The following is a 19,323-nucleotide window of genomic DNA, read 5'->3' on the forward strand; positions in this document are numbered from 1 at the left end:
TCACAAAAATATAAATAATTCCATTATAAGACGACAGCAAACCCCGCCTCTGGCCGAATCGCAAGGAAACTGCCAGAAACAAGGGATCTCACTATTCAACTGGAACGGCTATCGCTGGACTTGGACTTCTAGTTGGCTTCCTCCCCGTCAGGACCGCTTCACGCGACCGCTGACGAGCAGCAGCAAGAAAGACAACACAATCATACAAATCGTCCACGCCCACGCCATCGGCAAGTTGCCTGCATCGACCGCGACATAAATGGCCGTAGGAATCGTCTGGGTTTTACCCGGAATATTGCCCGCAATCATCAGCGTTGCCCCGAATTCGCCCAGACCGCGCGCAAAGCCGAGAATATAAGCCGTCACGAGCGAGCGGGAGACAAGCGGCAGCGTGACAAACCGCACCACCTGCCACTCATTCGCCCCGATGGAGCGGGCCGCCTGCTCCAGATCGCGGTCCACGCTGTCGAAGCCGACCTTCATCGTCTGGTACACAAGCGGGAAAGCGACGACTACAGCCGCAATGACGGCCGCCCACCACGAAAAGACAAGCTGCTGCTTGAACAGCCACTCAATCAGCTGCCCGATCTGGCTTTTTCGTCCCAGCAGCACAAGCAGCAGAAACCCGATAACGGTTGGCGGCAGCACAAGCGGCAGCATAAATACCGTTTCAATCACTACCTTGCCGCGAATCTTGCTTTTGGACATCCACCAGGCCGCCGCCATCCCGAGCGCCGCCGTCAGCACGCTGGCGAGCAGTGTGACCTGCAAGGACAGCCGCAGCGGCGGCCACAGCTCCGCCCACTGGATTGCTTCCGTCATCATTTCGCTACAGAGAAGCCGTATTTGACGAATATATCAAGCGCGTCCTTTGTCTGCAGGAAGGCGTATAGATCGCCAGCTTCCTTCGCATGCTTGGTCGCCTTCACGATCCCGATCGGATAGTTGACAGCTGTGTAGCTGGACGAGTCGGAGGCAAACGCAATTTTCACCTTGGGCGTCGAAATCGCATCCGTTTTGTACACAAAGCCAGCGTCTACGTTGCCCGTCTCCACGTATTGCAGCACTTGCCGCACATCCTTCGCCTGCACCATCTTGTCCTGCAGCCCGTCCCACAGATTCAGCTTCGTCAACGATTCCTTCGTGTAGCTGCCCGCAGGCACGCTTTCCGGAATACCGACCGCAATTTTCTTCACATCGGCCTTCTTCAAATCCTGCTCGTTAGCGATCGTAAGCTTCGAATCGGCCGGTACGACCGCCATCAGCTCATTGGCCAGCAAGTTTTTCGATTGCGCCGGGTCAATCAGCTGCTTGTCCGTCAGCGCCTTCATATTTTTGACGGCTGCGGACAGAAACAGGTCGGCAGGAGCGCCCTGCTCGATCTGCTGCTGCAGCGTACCGGAAGCGCCGTAGTTGAAGGTCAGCTTTACGCCGCCATGAGCCGCCTCGTATTTCGTTTTCAGCTCATTCAGCGCATCGGTCAAGCTCGCAGCCGCAGAGATCGTCAGCTCGACCTTCTCCGCTACCGCTTGGCTCGCCGCAGGCGGAGCGGGTGTACCGGCCGCAGGCGTCGTCTGCGGCTCCGCTTTCGTGCCGCACGCCGCCAGCAGCAAGGACATCGACAACAGCGTATACAAAACAGCTTTCTTTTTAACCAACTTGAACATATCCCTCTCCTCCATTGTATGGTTTCTATCTATTTAGTTAAATCCAGTAATCATTATACTTAACATTTGTTTGAATTGAAAGAAAAGCTTCCGGTCAAAGCCATCTCAATGATGTGCCTTCGGGCTGCCGCTGTAGCTCTTCTTGCATGAATCCGAAGCTCCTCTGCGCTGCACAGACTGCCTCTAAACCGATCACCCGAATTATGCTACAATACAAGCAGCCCCGAGACGGGCATAGAAGTAGATAACGTCATTTGTTCAGCTTCTCTAACATGACACTGACGAAACAGGTGGAGGTTTTCCGATGTCGCAAGAAGTATCCTATACAGCCGACGAAATCGCCAAGCTGCTGAAAATATCAAAGCTCACCGTCTATGATTTGATCAAAAAAGGCCACCTGCCCTCCTACCGGGTCGGCAAGCAAATGCGGGTGGACGCCTCCGATCTGGAGGCTTACAAGCTGCGAAGCCGCAGCGTCCCGGCGCCGCTGCCGGACACGGCCGCCCGGGCGGCAGAGCTCCTCATCCCAGCCGCCTCGACTGCCGGAGCCGGCCCGTCGGCAAGCCGGGCCGCCAGCCCTGTCGTCATCACCGGTCAGGACATCAGCCTGGATATTCTCGCCAAGCATCTGGAGAAGCAAGCTCCCGGTCTCCGGCCGCTGCGCTCCTATGTCGGCAGTCTCGACAGCCTGATCAGCATGTATGCGGGCGAGTCGGATATCGTCAGTACCCATCTGCTTGACGGCGAATCCGGAGAATATAACTTGCCTTACATTCGCAAGCTGCTCGTCGGCTTCCCGTTGATCGTGGTGCACCTGCTGTCTCGACAAGCCGGCCTGTACGTCCGCCAGGGCAACCCTCATCAGCTGCAGGGCTGGGCCGATCTGAGCCGTCCCGGCCTGCGCTTCGTGAACCGTGAGCGCGGCTCCGGCGCGCGCGTGCTGCTGGACGAGCAGCTTCGGCTGCACGGCATCCGGCCCACGCAATTGCACGGCTACGACGAAGTGCAGACGAACCATCTGTCCGTCGCCGCCAAGGTCGCTTCCGGTGAAGCCGATGTCGGCGTAGGCATCGAGAAGGCGGCCGCGATCGTCGGCCAGGTCGACTTTATCCCGCTTATTCAGGAGCAATACGATCTGGTCATGGTACGCAAGCCGGGCAACCAGCCGTGGATCGACGCCTTGCTTGGCATCGTGCAATCCGACGAGTTCAAGCAGGAGCTGCAGGCGATTCAAGGCTACGATCTGTCGCGCACCGGCCAAATTCTCTACGAAGCCTGAAGCCAATCCAGCCGCAGCCTGCCTGCGGGCGGCCGTCAGGACATTCCCTGAACCAAGGATGCGTACCCATTGCGCCGCCCCGGGAACAAGCGATCCTTCCCTTACCTTTCAAATGAGACTACCTCACACACGGCCTTCACTTCAAGGCGGGAGCCTCGTTTGAAAGGCGGACGCTTTGCTTGTACAGCCAGACTCGCCGTCCCTCTCCCTGCTGTGCGTCTGTCGTCGGATGGCTCTGGCTTACAGGTTGATGCAGCTTGTCCAGGTCGGCTGCCCTCCGGTTGGCACGGCCCCCTTCCTCCTCCCACACTCCACACCGAATCAATTATTTCTATTTATATTTAATTCATACTAACTATCATTTAATATATATCGTACTACGATTAAAATCAATAGATTCATGTGATATTAAATCACATTCATGACATAACTGTGACAAAAAAAACACATCATAGCTTATTTAGACTGCGCTGTAGCAAACATCACAGTCACAAAAATGATGGAATTTTGTATATTCATGTCGAACGTTTGGGATAAGCCAGTAATTTACGTCAATCTTAATAGCATAAACATAACATTATATTCTCTATTATTTCTTTACAAATGCTGCCCGTCCACCGATCCTTTCTTCATCTCTTCCTTTCTTCCGTTGTTCCTTTCTTCATCTTTCCACCTCTCCCACCTTCCCTGGTCTCATCAATCCCGTTATGCACCCTGCCCGACCTTTCCTGCACACACATAATTGAGGAACATCATGGAAAAGCTAGTCCAAACAGAGCTCGCAGGTTCTGACAGAGTGAGGTGCTGACTGCCATGTTTAACTCCATACGCGAAATGTTCAAGTCCAGGTCGGCCAGGCAGCAGACAGCGCCTCCCGCCGATCCGCCTCCTCCGCTGGCCTCCAGCTTGCAGCAAAATGTGGCCCAGCTGCGCGCGATCTACGCCGACTGCGCCGATTTGACCTTTCACTTCTTTCAAATTCATCAGCAGACCGATGCTGTCGTCATCTTTCATGCAGCGCTCTGCGACACGAAGCTGCTGGACCAGCAGCTGCTGGGTCCGCTGCTCAGCAGCCAGCCGGCCATGCAGCCTCCGCTGCAGGCAGCCGCGTTGCTTGGCCGCATCCCGATCTCAACGTCCGCCTACGTCCGGACGATTCCGGATGCGATCAGCTGCGTCAGCAGCGGCTGCACGCTTTTGCTGCTGGAAGGCAGCTCCAGCGCGCTGTCCTTCAGCCTGCAGCAGGTCCCGCATCGCAGCATCGAGGAACCAACCGCGGAGTCGACGATTCGCGGTCCGCGCGAAGGGTTTACCGAGGACCTGAAGGTAAACATTTCGCTTCTGCGCAAGCGGATGCAGCACCCGAAGCTGAAAATGCTCTCCATGACGATCGGCATGTATACCCGCACCTCCGTTCAGCTTGCTTACCTGGACGGAGTCGCGGACCCGGCGATGATTCAGGAGGCCATGTCACGTTTATCTGCCATCCATACCGATTCCATGATGGAAAGCGAGTCGCTCGCCGAATGGATTTCGGACGAGCCGTACTCCCCCTTTCCCCAGCTATTGTCGACGGAGCGGCCCGATGTCGTCTGCGCCAACTTGCTGGAGGGGCGATTTGCGCTGCTCGTTGACGGCACGCCGTTTGTGCTGCTGGCCCCGATTACGTTTTTTTCGATGCTGCAGTCCGTTGAGGATTATTATCAGCACTTTCTGATGAGCACGTTTGTCCGCTGGCTGCGATACGTGTTTTTCCTGCTGTCGCTGCTGCTGCCGTCCGCTTACGTGGCCATTACAACGTTCCATCAGGAAATGATCCCGACTGTTTTGCTGCTCAGCATCTCCAGGGCGCGGGAAGAAATTCCATTCCCCGCCCTGATCGAAGCGCTGCTGATGGAAATTGCCTTCGAAGCGCTGCGGGAAGCGGGCGTCCGGCTGCCCAAGCAGGTCGGCTCGGCCGTCAGCATCGTCGGCGCCCTCATTATCGGGCAAGCGGCGACGACGGCCGGCATCGTTTCCGCGCCGATGGTCATCGTCGTGGCAACGACCGGGATCGCCTCCTTTATGATTCCGCGGTATGCGGCCGGGCTGGCCTCGCGCCTGCTGCGGTTTCCGATCATGCTGCTGGCAGGGACGCTTGGTCTGATCGGCATGATGCTCGGCGTTATTTTGATCATCATCCATCTGTGCGCCTTGCGTTCCTTCGGCATCCCGTATTTGGCTCCGGTTACGCCAACGTCAGCTGCGGCTGTACGGGATGTGCTGTGGCGAGCTCCGGTCTGGATGCAGCCTGGAGGCGGGGGGCAACCCGGAGGCGCAAGAAACCGCCTGTCACCTGGCAAACGGGGCGCCGCCGACCGAAAGCCCGGACACAAACCATAAGGAGGGAGCCTGATGATCGAGCAAGGCAAAATATCGGTGGGACAGATGAATATGCTCATTTACCCTACGATTGTCGCTACGTCCATCCTGGCGGTGCCAAGCATCTCCACCCATTATGCCGGGCATGACATGTGGATATCGCCGATCTGGGGCAGCCTTGTCGGCTTCCTCACGATTTTGGTCGGGCTGGGGCTGCACCGGCTGCATCCGGGCCATACGATGAACGAGTCGGCCGTTGCGATTTTGGGGACGCTCGCAGGCAAGCTGTTTATCCTTTTCTACCTGTTTTATTGGCCTCATCTCGTGGGGCAAATTATTCGCACCTACGGGGAATTTATCGTCAGCAGCGCGCTTCCGCAAACGCCGATGTTTGTCATTATGGGGACCATCACGCTTGTATGCGCTGTGAATGTCCGCTCCGGTCTTGAGGTCGTGAGCCGCAGCGCGCAAATTTTCGTCACCTTGTTTGTCGTGCTGACCACCTTCCTGTTTCTGTTGTTGATCGGCGAGCTGGAGCCGGCCAATATGCTGCCCATCGGGGAAAAGGGCATGATGCCCTCCCTGATCGGCGGCTTGGTTCATAGCTCCTGGTTCAGTGAATTTATCGTGATGGCTTTCCTGCTGCCCTTTGTTCACAAGCCTGCGGGCGTGCTGCGCAAAACGACGTGGTGCCTTGTTTTTGTCACCATCACGATGGTTGTGACCAACCTCGTCTGTTTGCTGCTGATGGGCGATTTGACCGCCAGCTTCATTTACCCGGTGATGATTGCCGCGCGATACATTACAATTGCCGACTTTTTGCAGCATCTGGAGGCGCTCATTATTGCGATCTGGATCGCGGGCATTTATGTGAAAATATCCGTTCTGCTGTACGTGTATGCCTTGACAATCGCACAATTTATGGGTCTGAAGGATTACCGGACGCTTGTCATGCCCGCTGCTTTTCTGTGTACGGTGTTTGCGTTTTGGGTCGCCAAAGGACAAGCGGACATTGCCAGACTGACAAGCATGGTCGGCAATGTGTACACCCTGTTTGCGCTGCTTGTCCTGCCGGGACTGCTGCTGCTCGCAGGCATGGCGAAAAAGCGGAGACAGCCGCAGAGGAGCAACACCTCATGAACGCCCGCCCCTCACTGCCGTTGCGCAACCGCATTGTGGCGCTGCTGCTGACCCTTTGCCTGAGCGCCACGCTGTTGACAGGCTGCTGGGATCGAGTCGAAATCAACGATATCGCTATTGTACTGGCGACAGGCATCGACCGTCCGGGGGATAAGCTGATCAATTTATCGGTGCAAGTGTTTATCCCCCGCCAAGGCGGGGGCGCTGAAAGCGCCAGCGGGGTCGGCGGCGCCGGACCTGGAAGCTCGGGAGGCGTCACGATGGTCCAGACGGCTGAGGGCCGCAATATCGCGGAGGCGATGGCCCGCCTGCAGCGCAAGCTGTCCCGCCACGTATTCTGGGGTCACTGCGAAGCCATCGTTATCGGGCAAAGCGCCGCGAAGCAAGGCTTGCGCCAATATCTGGACTTTATGCTGCGCTACTCCCAATTTCGCGAGCATGCTTATGTGTATGTGAGCGAGCAGACAGCAACCGACATTCTCGCACTCCTGCCGCCGCTGGAGCGCAGCTCGGCCGAGGCGCTGCGAGAGATGAGCTTTATGAAGCTGGGCATGAGGCTTACCGTGCTTGATCTGGCTCAATTGATCGACGGTCTCAATGCGTCGGCGGTCATCTCGAATTTGAAAACGATCCCGCCAGAGCCAGGCCGTGACCAGCTGACAACCTTTCCCTTTATTTCGGGGCTTGCCGTGTTTCGGAAGGATACTTACGTGCGAACCATTACGGAGCCGTTCACGGTTGGGACGCTCCTTTTGCTGAACCAGCTGGACAGTTATATATTTTCGGTGCAACCGGACAAGGGAGATGGCTCGGTAGCGATCCAGCCGACACTGCTGCGGACCAAGCTGACCCCCCGGATCAGTGAGGGAACGTGGACGATCCGAATTGACGTGGAAGCTCAGGGAGACATCGTGCTGAACACAACGGACCTTGGACTAATGGCTCCCGAACAAATCGCGGCCGTCGAAGCCCGATGGAAGGAGCAATTGACGAAAATTATTGAGCCCACCCTTCAGCTTACGCAAAAAACGATAAAAGCCGATCTGTTCGGATACGGCCAGGCGTTTCGCCGCCATTACCCTCATGCGTGGAACAAAGCGCGCGCCGATTGGGATACGCGGTTTCCGACGATTGCGAACGAGCTGGAGATCAGCACCTTGATTAAACGCAGAGGAAAGTCGAGCGGGCCGCAGGGCATTCCTCAGGAACAGGTCATCCGTAAATAAGGAGCGATCCACCTATGAAAATGCTGGAAATCATCGGCATCGCGGCCGTCGCCGGGTTGCTGCTTCGCCTGGAGCTTCCGTCAGCTCAAGGATTCAAGGCCAAGCTGACACTTTGGGGCCTCACGTTAACCTCAGCCGCGCTGGGCATTACTTTGCTGTTTAACCCGGATTTGTGGGGGCCGGATGATTTTATGCGCCTGCTGTTTGGCGGCTTGACCAAGCGTCTCGGGGTGGAATGACGGCGGCGGGTTGCTGCCTGCCATTATCTGGCCGCTTCCATATCGGGTTTAGCTAATGATGACAGAAACTGACACCATTACGTGCTACACTGGTTTCAGAAAGTCAGGAGGATGGAACAGGCGGGCTTCCCTAGATGAGGACAGGAGATGGACAGTGATGGCAGAAGCAATTGCAGACAAATACAATGAGGCGTTTTTCAACCGGTTTACCGGACTGCTGCAGCAGTCCGAGCCGTCCTTCCCGACGGACCGTTTTCTGACGGCCATCTACGATGACCAGTGGCAGGAACGGCCGTTCAAGCAGCGGATGCGGCATATCACGGCTACACTGCGCCAGACGCTGCCCCCGTCCTATCGGGATGCATTAGACGTACTGGACAAGATCGCCCCGGACTGTCGGGGTGTTGAATATTTATTTTTCCCGGACTTTGTGGAGGCGTACGGTCAGGAGGATTGGGACGCTTCGATGGAAGCGTTGGCGCGCTTTACCCCATTTTCCAGCTCAGAGTTCGCCGTGCGCCCGTTCATTATCCGCGACAGCGAGCGGATGATGGCGCAGATGCGCAGATGGGCGGAGCATGCCGACCCGCATATTCGGCGGCTGGCAAGCGAGGGCTGCCGCCCCCGCTTGCCGTGGGCGATGGCATTGGAGGCGTTTAAAGCCGAGCCTGCGCCGATTTTCCCGATTTTGGAGCAGCTCAAGCAGGATACCTCCGTGTACGTGCAGAAAAGCGTCGCCAACAACTTAAACGATATCGCCAAGGATCATCCCGAACGCATCAAGCAGCTCGTTCGCGATTGGTACGGCGTCAGTCAGCAGACAAACTGGATCGTCAAGCACGGCTGCCGGACGCTGCTGCGCAGAGCCGATCCCGATATGCTGGAGCTGTTCGGCTTCACCAGTTCGCCGGACGCGGAGGTCAGCGGTTTGGCGCTGGAGCAGACGTCGCTGGCGATCGGCGACAGCCTGGATTTTGCCTTTACGGTTCGTTCTCTGGCCGCGGGCACGCAGCGGCTGCGGATTGAATATGCGATCGACTTCGTCAAGGCAAACGGCAAGACATCGCGCAAGCTGTTTAAGGTGACCGAATATCCGTTTGAGCAAACGGAGCGTCGTTACGAGCGGATTCATCATTTTCGGGACTTAACGACCCGCAAGCATTATCCCGGCATCCATCGGCTGGCTATCGTCGTGAACGGTCAGGAGCTGGCGGCACAGTCCTTGGAAGTGACTCCGTGAGTCAACGACGCAACGATTCAGCGACTCATCGAAGAAGTTGCCCCAAATGACCCAGACGAAATCCGAATTCATGAAATCTCGCCCTCATGACTTACCCGGAATAAGCGACTGAACGCAACTTAACCCCCTTCCTGCTCGTCAAGTAGGAATAGGGGGTGTTTTTGATTTGTATCGCTATGCGAAGCAAGCTCTCGGCTGGCTGCTCGTCCTGTTGCTCTGTTCCGGTATCGTCGTCAAGCCGTCGGAGGCATACGCCTGCTCCTGTGCTCGTGTAGGAGTCGCGGAGGAACTGGAGCGCAAGACAGCCATTTTCGCCGGGGAGGTTACACGGATCAAGCAGCCAGGCATCATGCTTCCTCAATCATCGGCAGACCCTGTGCGGATCAGCTTTCGGGTCGCCAAGGTGTGGAAAGGTCAGCCCGAGCGCCAAACCAATGTATTCACAGCCCTCACAAGCTGCGGGTATGAAGCCTTCAAGGTCGGCGAGTCGTATCTGGTCTCCGCCTACGAGCATCAAGGCCGACTGGTCACGTCGATCTGCGACATGACGAGGCCGCTCGCGTCAGCAACGGAGCAGCTGGCTGCGCTCGGCGAAGGGTACGCCCCTGCCCCCGGCGAAGCCGACAAAGGCACCATTGGCGCCCCGGCGCTCGCAGCCCTTGTCGCTCTCGTTGTGCTGCTGGGCACGAGCATTGTGCTTTTGCTCTTCCGGCTGCGGCGCTTCAGACGGTAGCCCGCCGCCCCGTTGTTGGTTCCGGCCGCGCAGCCTGGACACTTGCCTCACCTATTGGCGGCAGGCGCCGGCTCAACGGCACGCTCCTGCCGCCTGACCGCGCCCGCTTGGCTCACGGCTGAACGCTCGCCATCAGCTCGCGGACCTGCTCCACGCTGGCCAGCTCGCCGGGAACAACTTTCGCGATACGACCATGCTTGTCAATCAGAAACGTGCGGGGCAAGCCGATCAGCCCATACTGCCCCGCCGCCTCTCCGCTCGGGTCGAGCAGCACGGGGAACGGCAGCTGATGGTTCGTAGCAAACTCCGCCGCTGTTCCGCGTGACTCGCCGACATTTACCGCCAGCATCGTCACGCCGGGCACCCCCTGCTCATACGCCGCCTTCATCCGCGGCATCTCCTCTACGCACGGACCGCACCAGGAGGCCCAGAAATTCAACAGCACCCCTTGCCCCTCGTAAGCGGACAATTCAACCGGGCTGCCGTCCAGCGTCATCGCGGCAAATGCCGGGGCTGCATCCCCGGACCGGAGCATCCCGTCCGACGACGTACGGTTTTGCAGCAGTGTGATCAGCAGCACCGCAGCCAATGCAACCATAATCAATAGATTGACCGCTTTACGGGACATAAGCCGACGGCTTCCCTTCATAACTGCTGCACCTGCCCCGGCTGCGACCCGAATAGCCGGTTGAACACCGACTGCAAGCCGTGCGCGCCATAGGCTTGTCGGAAATGCTCCACACTCCCCTGCTCCGCGATGCCGCCATCCTTCAGAAACAGCACCTCATCCGCCGCAGCCTCCGCGATTTGCAGCTGATGCGTGGAGAACAATATCGCATGTCCTTCCCCTTTCGCAAACCGGACCAGCTCGGCGAAGGAATCCATCCAGTACGGATCAAGCCCGTTTGTCGGCTCATCCATCAACAGCAGCGCGGGCTTGGCGAGCAGCGCCTGAGCGAACAGCAGCCGCTGGCGCATTCCTTTCGAGAACGACGTAACCGGGTTGCGCCGCACCTCGCTCAAGCCCACCAGCTCCAGCGTCTCGCTGACACGGGCTGGAGACACCTTGCGCAGCGATGCCCAGAAAGCGAGCGTTTCCTGCGCGGACAGCCCTTGTCCGAATAAATAGTCATCCGGCATATAACCGAGCTGCTCCGCATATTGCTTGCGATTGTCGGCCCAGCGAACGCCGCCGAGTGTAATCTCGCCGCGCGTCGGCCGCAAAATACCGGCGATCATCCGCAGCAGCGTGCTTTTGCCCACGCCGTTGCCGCCGCATAACGCCAGCGACTGGCCCGGCGCAAGCCGGAGATCAATCGAGCCGAGAATCGTCCGCTTGCCGATTTCCTTGCCGACACCGCGAAGCTCCAGCACAGGCTTCCCCTGATTAGCCACGCGATCGCCCCCTTTCCCATACCAATTGCGCCCAGCCGATCGCGAGCGTGACCCACGCCGCACAGACGAGCAGGAAAAATCCGGTGCCCGACGGCCTGGATACCCAGCCGACCCACTGGTAATATTCGGGTCCGAGCGCCGCGCCCCCGCCCAGCTTGATCACAACAAACAGCCGGACCAGCTCGGCGGGATTCACAAACGTCAGCGCCACCAGCGCCGGCTTGATCCATAGATAAGGCATAAGGCCAAGAATAGCAATCAGCAGCGTCGGCCAGCCGATGACGGCGAAAAACCAGACCGCAACCCCGTACGTCAGCGCCTGCCAGCGGTTTTTGGCCAACGTGCCGATCACCAGCGCAATAGCTAGAAACAGGACAATTAATCCGATGGAAAAGGCCAAAAACATCCCGAATGTCCGCCCGTCCAGCCCTCGCCCTGTCAACGAGCCGACAATGCCCGTCAGCCCGTAGCCGAAAGCGACAATCGTAATCAGCACCGCCGTCAGCCCGACATATTTCCCGCCAATAAATGAGAACGTGCTGAGCGGATACGTCGAAAGCAGCTGCCAGCTGCCCTCCTCCTTCTCCGCCGTCAACGAAAACGAACCGAGCAGCAGCGTCATCAGCGGCAGCAAATACAAAATCAAATTCAGCATCGAAGAGGTTGTGCTGGAATAGCCGTCAGCGAATCGCTGGGCGTTGATCAGCAGCAAGGACAAGCTGAATAGAGCAAAGAGGGCCATAAATGAATAGGCCCACGGATTGCGAAAACCGATTTTAACTTCTCTTAATGCGATGTGCAGCAGGTTCATTGGCCATGCATCCCTTTATCGTCCGCTTTCGCCGGCGCCGCGAATTCCGCATGCGCTTCTTTACCGTGCGCGTCCTTGTCGTCCGAATGCGAATGCATATTCATCGCGCCCTTGCTCCGTTCCCACGTATGCGAAGCCAACTGCTCGGCCGTCATCACCTTGCCTTTTTTCTGCGCGTCCACAAACTTCTTCGCTTCCGCTTCGTCCTTGAACGAATAGATGCCATAAGCCATCGGCGACTTGAAGCTCGCATCGTATACATAAGTCGCTTTGTCGAAATGAATCCACTCTTTATTATTGTAATCACGCACGTACTGAGCGCCGATTTGGGCCGTACTGTTTTTCTGCTTCCATTCGTTCATGCAGCCCAGGTCGTCGAACTTGTAATTTTTTCCGTCTGTCGTCGTCAATTGCGTCGCAAAAGCATCATCCTTCACCTGCATATTACAAATCGCACACTTGTCCACGGCTTCATTAATCGCAATGGCCGGGAATTTCTCCTTGGCGCCGCTTGTGCCGTTAGCCCCCGTCGTACCGTTTGCGCCACAGCCTGCCAATACAATCATCAGCAGCAGCGCGGTGAACATCAGCTTCACTTGTCTACTCATCCTCGTCTAACCCCCAAATAATAAGTTGTCCCCATCGCACATACGAGCAATAGCAGCCCGACCAGCAGCGTTTCGGCCGATCCGCCGGCTCCGCCCTCATCTCCATACGCCCCGCCTGGCACCCCGGGACTGACCTCCGCAGGCTGCATCAGCGGCGCATCGTCCACCGACCACTCCTCCTGCCCGGCTGTAAACATCCCTTCCAGAAACTGCATGCCCGGCGACTGGAAAAATAGCTGAAAAGCAGGCGTATCTGAAGTCAGCCGCTGGAAAAAAGGATTCATCGCATACGCCAGCTCGCTGACGCCGTCGCCGTCCGTATCAAGTCCGTGAAACGCCTCCCAGTAGTTTCCGGCAAACGCATTGTCCACACTGTCATTAGCCTGTGACTCGATCACATTCCCAATAAACCGGTTGTTCGCAAATTGATTGCGCTCCGACTCCAGAAACTGGACCCCGACAAAATTACGCAGGACGTCATTATTGCGGAACTCATTGCGGTGGGATTGCTCGACATACAGGCCGACCCGGTTGCCCTCCACCTTGTTGCCCGTAATTCGCGACGTCTCCACATCGAAAAACAGCAGTCCCTGCGAGTTCACACTTTCACTTTGCTTGACAAACGTATTGCCGGTCACTTCCGCATCCTTGACCCCCATCACCATCGCGCCGGTAATATTAAAGGCCCCTTCATTGCCCCGGACCAGCGTCCCGTCCGTGTACATGCAATGAATGCCGTAGCGGGAATGCTCGATCCGATTGCGCTCCACCTTATTCCGGTGACTGCTTTCCAGATAAATGCCATCATTCATCTGGTCAATCCTGTTGCTCTGAATGACATTGTCATGCGAATTGAACAAGTCAATCCCATTGCGCTTGTCTCCCGACAGCATCCCGTTCCGCGTCTCGGTCGCCGGCAGCTCATCGACTTGTCCGGACCCGCTCCCGCCGTCCGCGTCAAGCCCGCGTATAACCGTGCCGCGAATTTCATTGCGGGCATTGTCCCGCAGGACGATGCCAAACGCATGCGTCCGGATATCCAGCCCGTCCAGCAGCACCCCGCTGCCGGTCACCAGCACCGCTGCCGTCTCTCCGTCCTGCCGCTGCACCAGCTCCACGCCCTGCACCTGCACCTGATCCGCGCGAATGCGCAAAACCGGGTCCGGACCGCTGTCCGTAATCCGTACCTGCCCGGCCGCCTCGATCCGAATCGGCTTGTCAATCGTGACGCCGCCGGCATACTCCCCTTCCTCCAGCATGAGCGTGCCGCCCGCTGGCGTCGCGTTGATCAGCTGCTGCAGCGAGGCTTGCGGCTTGGCCGGGGGCACGGCCGTTACCGCTGTTACCGTCACACCGCTGGCAACTGCAGTCGTAGCGCCTCCCGCATCTTGGGCTTGAGCTGTGCCAGCACTTGGCGCAATCCAGCCTGCTGCCACGGCAGCTACTGCAAACACAGCCAGTCCGCCCGCCCTACGCAGCCAGTGAAACCGTTGGTTCACGGCATCACTCCCCTTCTATAGTTCATTCCTTAGCTCTCCCTTTTATTCTAACCAATTATTGGGCAGCGTATATGACCCGATTGGGCTATTCCCGGTAAGATTGTGTGAACATTGGGGGGAGAGGGCAGTTTCCATTTCATTGGTGACGACCTGCTCATACCGCAAAAAAGGTACAGCCCCTTCAATTTCTTGAAGACTGTACCTTTTCTGGATAAGTGACTTTTCCAACACCCTCGCCCGCAGGCCAGCCCTTTTAGCTGGATTTAACCCGTTTCAGCACCAGCCGCTAGCCTTCATGGCTGCGAGCTTATCCATCATGATTTGGTGGCTCGCGTGAATCTCATCGGGCTGGCAAGCTGCCTTCAATTCATATACTTTGACGGTTGCGAAGTCGATAGCTTCCAGAAAATGATCGTAATACTGCATATCCTTGCTGTGTATGTAGGGACACCAATGATCGGACAGCTCCAGCGTTTCGTGAATATGTACGCCATAAATATAGCGGGAAACTTCCTTCAATTCTTTCACATTGTCGTACAAGCCCATTCTGTCCATCATCATCGCATGGCCCGTATCGTACCACAAGTAGACAGGACTTCCCTTCAAGCTCTCACAAATCGTCTTGGCTTCCATGAGGGTTGGCATTTGATAGCAGCGGGCCCGTGTCTCGATGCCAACCGCTACCTTCCATCCTTTTTTTGCGGCATGCTCGCAAGCCTCCTCCAAGCTGCTTTGAATCCGGTTTGTGTAGGAAGGACTTAGCCGTTCGCGTCTTTCAAGCATTTGGCCCCATAGGCGCTGATACTGCGGCGAGTCCTTTCCATGCTCTTTGTAAAGCTGTTTCAATTCAGAATCAATATTGTAATCAAATGGCACCTCGCCCGGATGGACCACCACGGCTTTAGCTCCGTAACGGTTCGCATATTCCATGGAACGGATCAGCAGCTCGATGGAGCGTTTACGCTTAACATCATCCTCAAAGCCCAGCAGCACGGAGTCTGTATCATAGTCCTTGTCATTGATGAACGGGAAAACATTGTGCACACTGGATACGCCAATTTCTCCTTTTTCGATCATCGGCTCAATTGTGGTCATCAGCTTTTCCGTAACATTGTAGTTCAATTCGACATGACGAAAGCCGAGTGCTTTAATTTCCTCGATCATCTCGCGCCCTACTGAATGGCGTTTGATATTCCAGCATGTCGAAAATGAATAGCTCCCCTTATCCAGATTCATCCGATCGCCTCTTCTCTTCCTTTAAATGAACGCTCGCGCCTGAACGCGCCGACCTGTAAGAAGCCTCCATCAATCGGGTCAAATCCAAGGCCAATTCCAGGTTTACTGCTGCAGTTGTCCCGTTCTTGATGTGGGAAATCCACTGTTCGAATGCAGATGGAAGAGGTGCTGGCAGGTTGGTCTGTTCCCGCCATTCGACAGCCGGATCTTCAAATCGGGACCCGCGCACAAACAATTTATTGTCATGTCTTGAATAAGACAAGCTGCCCTCCGTTCCCTGTACTTCAATAACAAACTGCGAGTAGCTGTTGACGAATCCCGCTTCGACAATACTTATCGCGCCGCCGGTATGACAAAGAACTGCTACCGCGCTGTCCTCTACTTCCTTGCCCGTGATATGGCTGAAGCTGGCACTGATGCTATCCGGGAAGCCTAGAAATAACCTGGCTAAATACATGGGATGACAGCCAAGGTCGATCAAAGCGCCTCCGCCGCTTTCCGCTGGATTAAAGAAGTGGGCAGGGAGCGAGCCGTCAGGCGCTTTCTCCGTTGGCAAGGCACCGTTATGAGCCAGACGCAAACGCATCATCGATACTTCCCCAATCAGTCCTTCATGCAGGATTTGTTGAATGGCCTGTGTAAAAGCCATATTCAATCGTGGCAGCGATACGATCAGCTTCACACCGGCCGCCTCAACAGCACCTAAAATCTCCTCGCACTCTTTAGTTGTTAAAGCAAGCACTTTTTCCGTGAATAGATGTTTCCCCGCTTTGGCAGCCGCAATCATAACATCATGGTGTGCACTTGTTGGTGTACCCACGATAACGCCTTCAATATCAGGCTGGGACAATAGTTCCTGTACATGCTCAAAAAATTTTACACGGAGCTCCTCTGCCTTCTGTCGTCCCCTTTCGGGAACCTCATCCCAAATCGCTACAATTTCAGTATCCGGATGTTCAACAGCCTGGCACACGTAATCCTTGGCATGAACATGCCAAAAGCTTAGCACCGCTACTCGGATCATATACCATATCCTCTTTCTTGAAAAATGATAGGTTAGTCAAAATAAACGGCTTTTCCCGTTCGATTCGATTCATAAATAGCTTCCAGAATTTCCGACACCACACAAGATTGCTCGGGAGTGACGATCGGCTCCTTATCGTTCAGGATAGCATCAATCCAAAACCGCATTTCCTTATCCTGCATGCTTTCTTTTTTACCTTCGTAGAAGTCCGCCCCCTTAGCTTCAAATTGAAGCTGATTGACATGCAAGCGCCCATGCTTCTCGCCGTTAATGCGCAAGCCATCCTGCATATCTGCTCCGCCTTCGGTGCCGCATAGCGTCGTTTTCGCTTCCTTCGTATCAAGCGTGTTCAAGGCCCAGCTGGCTTCCACCATAATCGTCGCTCCGTTCTTCATCACGATCATGGCAAAAGCCGAATCCTCTACTGTAAATTTCCGGGGATCCCAGGGGCCCCAAGAATTGGCGGCATTTTCTTTCTTCGAAAGCTTATAGTAGGCTGACCCCAAAACCACCTTCGGCTCATAATTGTTCATAAGCCACAAGGTTAAATCGAGCGCATGGGTACCAATGTCGATGAGCGGCCCCCCGCCTTGCTTCTCTTCATCCAGAAAAACACCCCAGGTCGGTACGCCGCGTCTGCGAACCGCATGTGCCTTTGCAAAATAAATGTCGCCAAGCTCTCCTTCTTCTACTATTTTCTTTAAATATTGGCTGTCGGCACGAAAGCGGTTATTGTAGCCGATCGTCAGTTTTTTCCCGCTGCGCTTAGCCACCTCCACCATACGTCTGGCATCTGCAGCGGTTTTAGCCATCGGCTTCTCGCACATCACATGCTTGCCGGCCTCAAGTGCGGCTATAGATATCTCCGCATGTGAATCGTTAGGTGTACATACATGGACAGCATCAATGGACGGGTCCGCGAGAAGCTCCTGATAGCTTTCGTATACCTTTGCCCCCTCAGCTCCAAATTTCTCAGCCGCTTGCTGCGCCAATTGACTGCTGATATCATGAAACCCTACGATGGCTGCCTGATCCAATTTCGTTAAGCTCGGCAGATGCTTGCCTGTCGCAATTCCTCCGCAGCCAATAATCCCAATGTTTACTTTATGCAATGTCATGTTATGAATCCTCGTCATGTTATGAATCCTCCAATGGTCGTATAGTCAAGGCTAACAGAGGATGCCGGACGTCCAATGGATATCCAGCTCCCCCCCGCCCTTTGTAAGCTTACTTCGTTAGTGCGACTTGCTGTCTTGCAATTTCAATGACATCCTTGGCAAGGAATGCTTTGTCCTTATTTTCTGCGTACCATGTGTTCATGAAGTCTTCCAGCTTCTTGCCGCCTGCTTTATCCCAAGCCGCTTGAGAATCCTTGATCGCTTTCTCGGCTGTATATTTGCTGCCGCCGATTATCGCTTTTACGAACAGATCGTTTTTCTCTTTCAGGATACTCGTGTTAATCACCTTCAGATCCTCAGCAAATGTCGGCATATGCTCGCCTACTGTAATGCCTGGATATTCGATATCCGGATTGAGGATGTACATCTTCTGAGTTTCCTTATAAAACTCTAAAGCAGCTTTTTGCTCCGGCACCTCCACGTTAAAGCCGTTCACAGTAAAATTGCACTTGTCCGTTGCCGTGGAGAAAAATAATTCATAATCAGCTGCCCAAAGCACTTCATTTTTCGATTTAGCGGGATCAATCGTTTGCGGACAGCCGGTTGGCCCCATTTTCCAATGCGTTCCTTCATCTCCATACAAAATCTTTTTGGCCGTCTCCGGCTTCATCATAAAATCAATATAGCGGGCTGCCGCTTCCGGGCCCTTGGCTTTAGCGTTTATCATCGTTGTCATTTGAACCGGATTATCAATCGCTCCCGTAAATGTTCCAAGCGGTGATTTAGGAAAAGCCAGCGGGGCCACTTCCGCATCCGGCACATTTTTCTTCAGCGTACCCACATCATTGATCAGCATATCGAACCAACCGCCGGTAAATTTCACATAAATGCCAAGCTTGCCGTTAAGGAAATCGCGTTTAGCCTTTGCGCCGTCCTTATCATTGATATAATCCTTATCTATAATATTTTCATCATAAAGCCGCTTTTTGAATGTCAGGGAAGCCAGCTCATTTTCCCACTGGCGGTATACCTTCCCATCCTTGATTCTCCAGGCCAGCAAGGTGCTGGATGAACCTTCACCAAACATTTCATTGATGGTTTGCTCCGAATAGGAGCTCATATTGAGGCCGTATGTATCTTTTTTCCCATTGCCGTCCGGATCTTGTTCAGCAAACGCTTTGGCTACGGCAAACAGCTCTTCTGTCGTTGTTGGCATGCTCAAATTCAGCTTCTTCAGCCAATCCGTACGAATAATCAGCGCATGCAGAGGGCTGGCCTCTTTCACCTTTCCTATTTCATACAGCTTACCGTCAGGCTTCGTCCCCGCCTTCTTTAACTGCGGATACTCGGTCAGCAGCTTCTGATATTGCGGCATAAACGTTAAAAGATCATCGAGCGGCATGACTTGCTTTTGTTCAATCAGACCATTTCGAAAAGGCGTATTAGACTCATTCACGATATCAGGAGCGGAGCCCGAGGCAAACAGCACGTTCATTTTTTTGGTTGATTCGCTGCGCAGGATCGGGACGTATTTCACATTGGCCGGTCCGTTTTGATTAATCCACTTCGAAATGCGGTTATCTTCAAGCGATCCTTCCGAAGCCGGAATGGCTCCGCGATCATATACCTCAACCGAAATATCCCCTCGTTTGACTTCCGTCTTCTCTGCCGACTTACTCGTTTCCGCTGCTGCTTCCTCTTTCTTTTCACTGCTGCAGCCTGCAAGGGTTGCACCCAAGGCCAAGAC

At 55.2% G+C, this 19,323-nt stretch carries 18 protein-coding genes; 7 read left to right on the top strand and 11 right to left on the bottom strand.

Annotated features, from left to right (window positions below):
• Nucleotides 1–147: 147 nt before the first annotated feature.
• The gene (gene modB / locus AC6ROY_RS04675; RefSeq protein ID WP_500098864.1) at nt 148–825 is read right to left on the bottom strand and encodes a molybdate ABC transporter permease subunit; all 678 of its coding nucleotides are present in this window, start codon (nt 823–825) and stop codon (nt 148–150) included.
• A complete protein-coding gene (gene modA / locus AC6ROY_RS04680; protein WP_500098865.1) occupies nt 822–1,667 on the bottom strand; it encodes a molybdate ABC transporter substrate-binding protein in 846 nt (281 codons plus the stop codon). The genes modB and modA overlap by 4 nt, the downstream gene beginning before the upstream one ends.
• 304 nt (nt 1,668–1,971) lie before the next feature.
• Between modA and AC6ROY_RS04685 the strand changes: the two genes are divergently transcribed.
• The 7 genes from AC6ROY_RS04685 to AC6ROY_RS04715 all read left to right on the top strand — a co-directional run bounded on the left by AC6ROY_RS04685 (nt 1,972) and on the right by AC6ROY_RS04715 (nt 9,885).
• Nucleotides 1,972–2,946: a substrate-binding domain-containing protein gene (locus AC6ROY_RS04685; protein ID WP_500098866.1), complete on the top strand. Its 975-nt coding sequence runs from the start codon at nt 1,972–1,974 to the stop codon at nt 2,944–2,946.
• Between the two features lie 813 nt (nt 2,947–3,759).
• Nucleotides 3,760–5,328, top strand: coding sequence for a spore germination protein (locus AC6ROY_RS04690; RefSeq protein WP_500098867.1), 1,569 nt, complete (start codon nt 3,760–3,762; stop codon nt 5,326–5,328).
• Nucleotides 5,329–5,340: 12 nt separating this feature from the next.
• Nucleotides 5,341–6,447, top strand: coding sequence for a GerAB/ArcD/ProY family transporter (locus AC6ROY_RS04695; RefSeq protein WP_500098869.1), 1,107 nt, complete (start codon nt 5,341–5,343; stop codon nt 6,445–6,447).
• Nucleotides 6,444–7,673, top strand: coding sequence for a Ger(x)C family spore germination protein (locus AC6ROY_RS04700; protein WP_500098870.1), 1,230 nt, complete (start codon nt 6,444–6,446; stop codon nt 7,671–7,673). The genes AC6ROY_RS04695 and AC6ROY_RS04700 overlap by 4 nt, the downstream gene beginning before the upstream one ends.
• Before the next feature lie 14 nt (nt 7,674–7,687).
• Nucleotides 7,688–7,912 (top strand): hypothetical protein, encoded by a 225-nt coding sequence (locus tag AC6ROY_RS04705; protein ID WP_500098871.1) that lies wholly within the window; start codon nt 7,688–7,690, stop codon nt 7,910–7,912.
• A 157-nt stretch (nt 7,913–8,069) separates the two neighbouring features.
• Nucleotides 8,070–9,152, top strand: coding sequence for a DNA alkylation repair protein (locus AC6ROY_RS04710; RefSeq protein WP_500098872.1), 1,083 nt, complete (start codon nt 8,070–8,072; stop codon nt 9,150–9,152).
• Nucleotides 9,153–9,318: 166 nt separating this feature from the next.
• Nucleotides 9,319–9,885 carry a hypothetical protein gene (locus AC6ROY_RS04715; RefSeq protein WP_500098873.1) on the top strand — a complete coding sequence of 189 codons (567 nt, stop codon included), beginning with the start codon at nt 9,319–9,321 and terminating at the stop codon, nt 9,883–9,885.
• Nucleotides 9,886–9,997: 112 nt separating this feature from the next.
• On the opposite strand, the gene AC6ROY_RS04720 is transcribed toward AC6ROY_RS04715, so the two are convergent.
• From AC6ROY_RS04720 to AC6ROY_RS04760, 9 genes are all read right to left on the bottom strand, one after another.
• Nucleotides 9,998–10,513, bottom strand: a complete 516-nt coding sequence (locus tag AC6ROY_RS04720) for a redoxin domain-containing protein (protein WP_500098874.1) — start codon at nt 10,511–10,513, stop codon at nt 9,998–10,000.
• A gap of 17 nt (nt 10,514–10,530) precedes the next feature.
• Nucleotides 10,531–11,280, bottom strand: coding sequence for an ABC transporter ATP-binding protein (locus AC6ROY_RS04725; protein ID WP_500098875.1), 750 nt, complete (start codon nt 11,278–11,280; stop codon nt 10,531–10,533).
• Entirely contained in the window at nt 11,273–12,091 is an 819-nt protein-coding gene (locus AC6ROY_RS04730; RefSeq protein ID WP_500098876.1) for an ABC transporter permease, read from the bottom strand. Before AC6ROY_RS04730 ends, AC6ROY_RS04725 begins: the two co-directional genes overlap by 8 nt.
• On the bottom strand, nt 12,088–12,699 hold the full coding sequence (locus AC6ROY_RS04735; RefSeq protein ID WP_500098877.1) for a nitrous oxide reductase accessory protein NosL: 612 nt from the start codon (nt 12,697–12,699) through the stop codon (nt 12,088–12,090). Before AC6ROY_RS04735 ends, AC6ROY_RS04730 begins: the two co-directional genes overlap by 4 nt.
• Entirely contained in the window at nt 12,696–14,198 is a 1,503-nt protein-coding gene (locus tag AC6ROY_RS04740; protein ID WP_500098878.1) for a right-handed parallel beta-helix repeat-containing protein, read from the bottom strand. Before AC6ROY_RS04740 ends, AC6ROY_RS04735 begins: the two co-directional genes overlap by 4 nt.
• Nucleotides 14,199–14,471: 273 nt before the next feature.
• Complete coding sequence (locus AC6ROY_RS04745; protein WP_500098879.1) at nt 14,472–15,434, bottom strand: sugar phosphate isomerase/epimerase family protein; 963 nt, start codon at nt 15,432–15,434, stop codon at nt 14,472–14,474.
• Nucleotides 15,421–16,458 carry a Gfo/Idh/MocA family protein gene (locus tag AC6ROY_RS04750; protein ID WP_500098880.1) on the bottom strand — a complete coding sequence of 346 codons (1,038 nt, stop codon included), beginning with the start codon at nt 16,456–16,458 and terminating at the stop codon, nt 15,421–15,423. The genes AC6ROY_RS04745 and AC6ROY_RS04750 overlap by 14 nt, the downstream gene beginning before the upstream one ends.
• A gap of 32 nt (nt 16,459–16,490) precedes the next feature.
• Entirely contained in the window at nt 16,491–17,594 is a 1,104-nt protein-coding gene (locus AC6ROY_RS04755; protein ID WP_500098881.1) for a Gfo/Idh/MocA family protein, read from the bottom strand.
• 91 nt (nt 17,595–17,685) lie between these two features.
• The gene (locus tag AC6ROY_RS04760) at nt 17,686–19,071 is read right to left on the bottom strand and encodes a type 2 periplasmic-binding domain-containing protein (protein ID WP_500098882.1); all 1,386 of its coding nucleotides are present in this window, start codon (nt 19,069–19,071) and stop codon (nt 17,686–17,688) included.
• Nucleotides 19,072–19,323: the final 252 nt, after the last annotated feature.

This window comes from Paenibacillus sp. sg306046 (assembly GCF_059821225.1).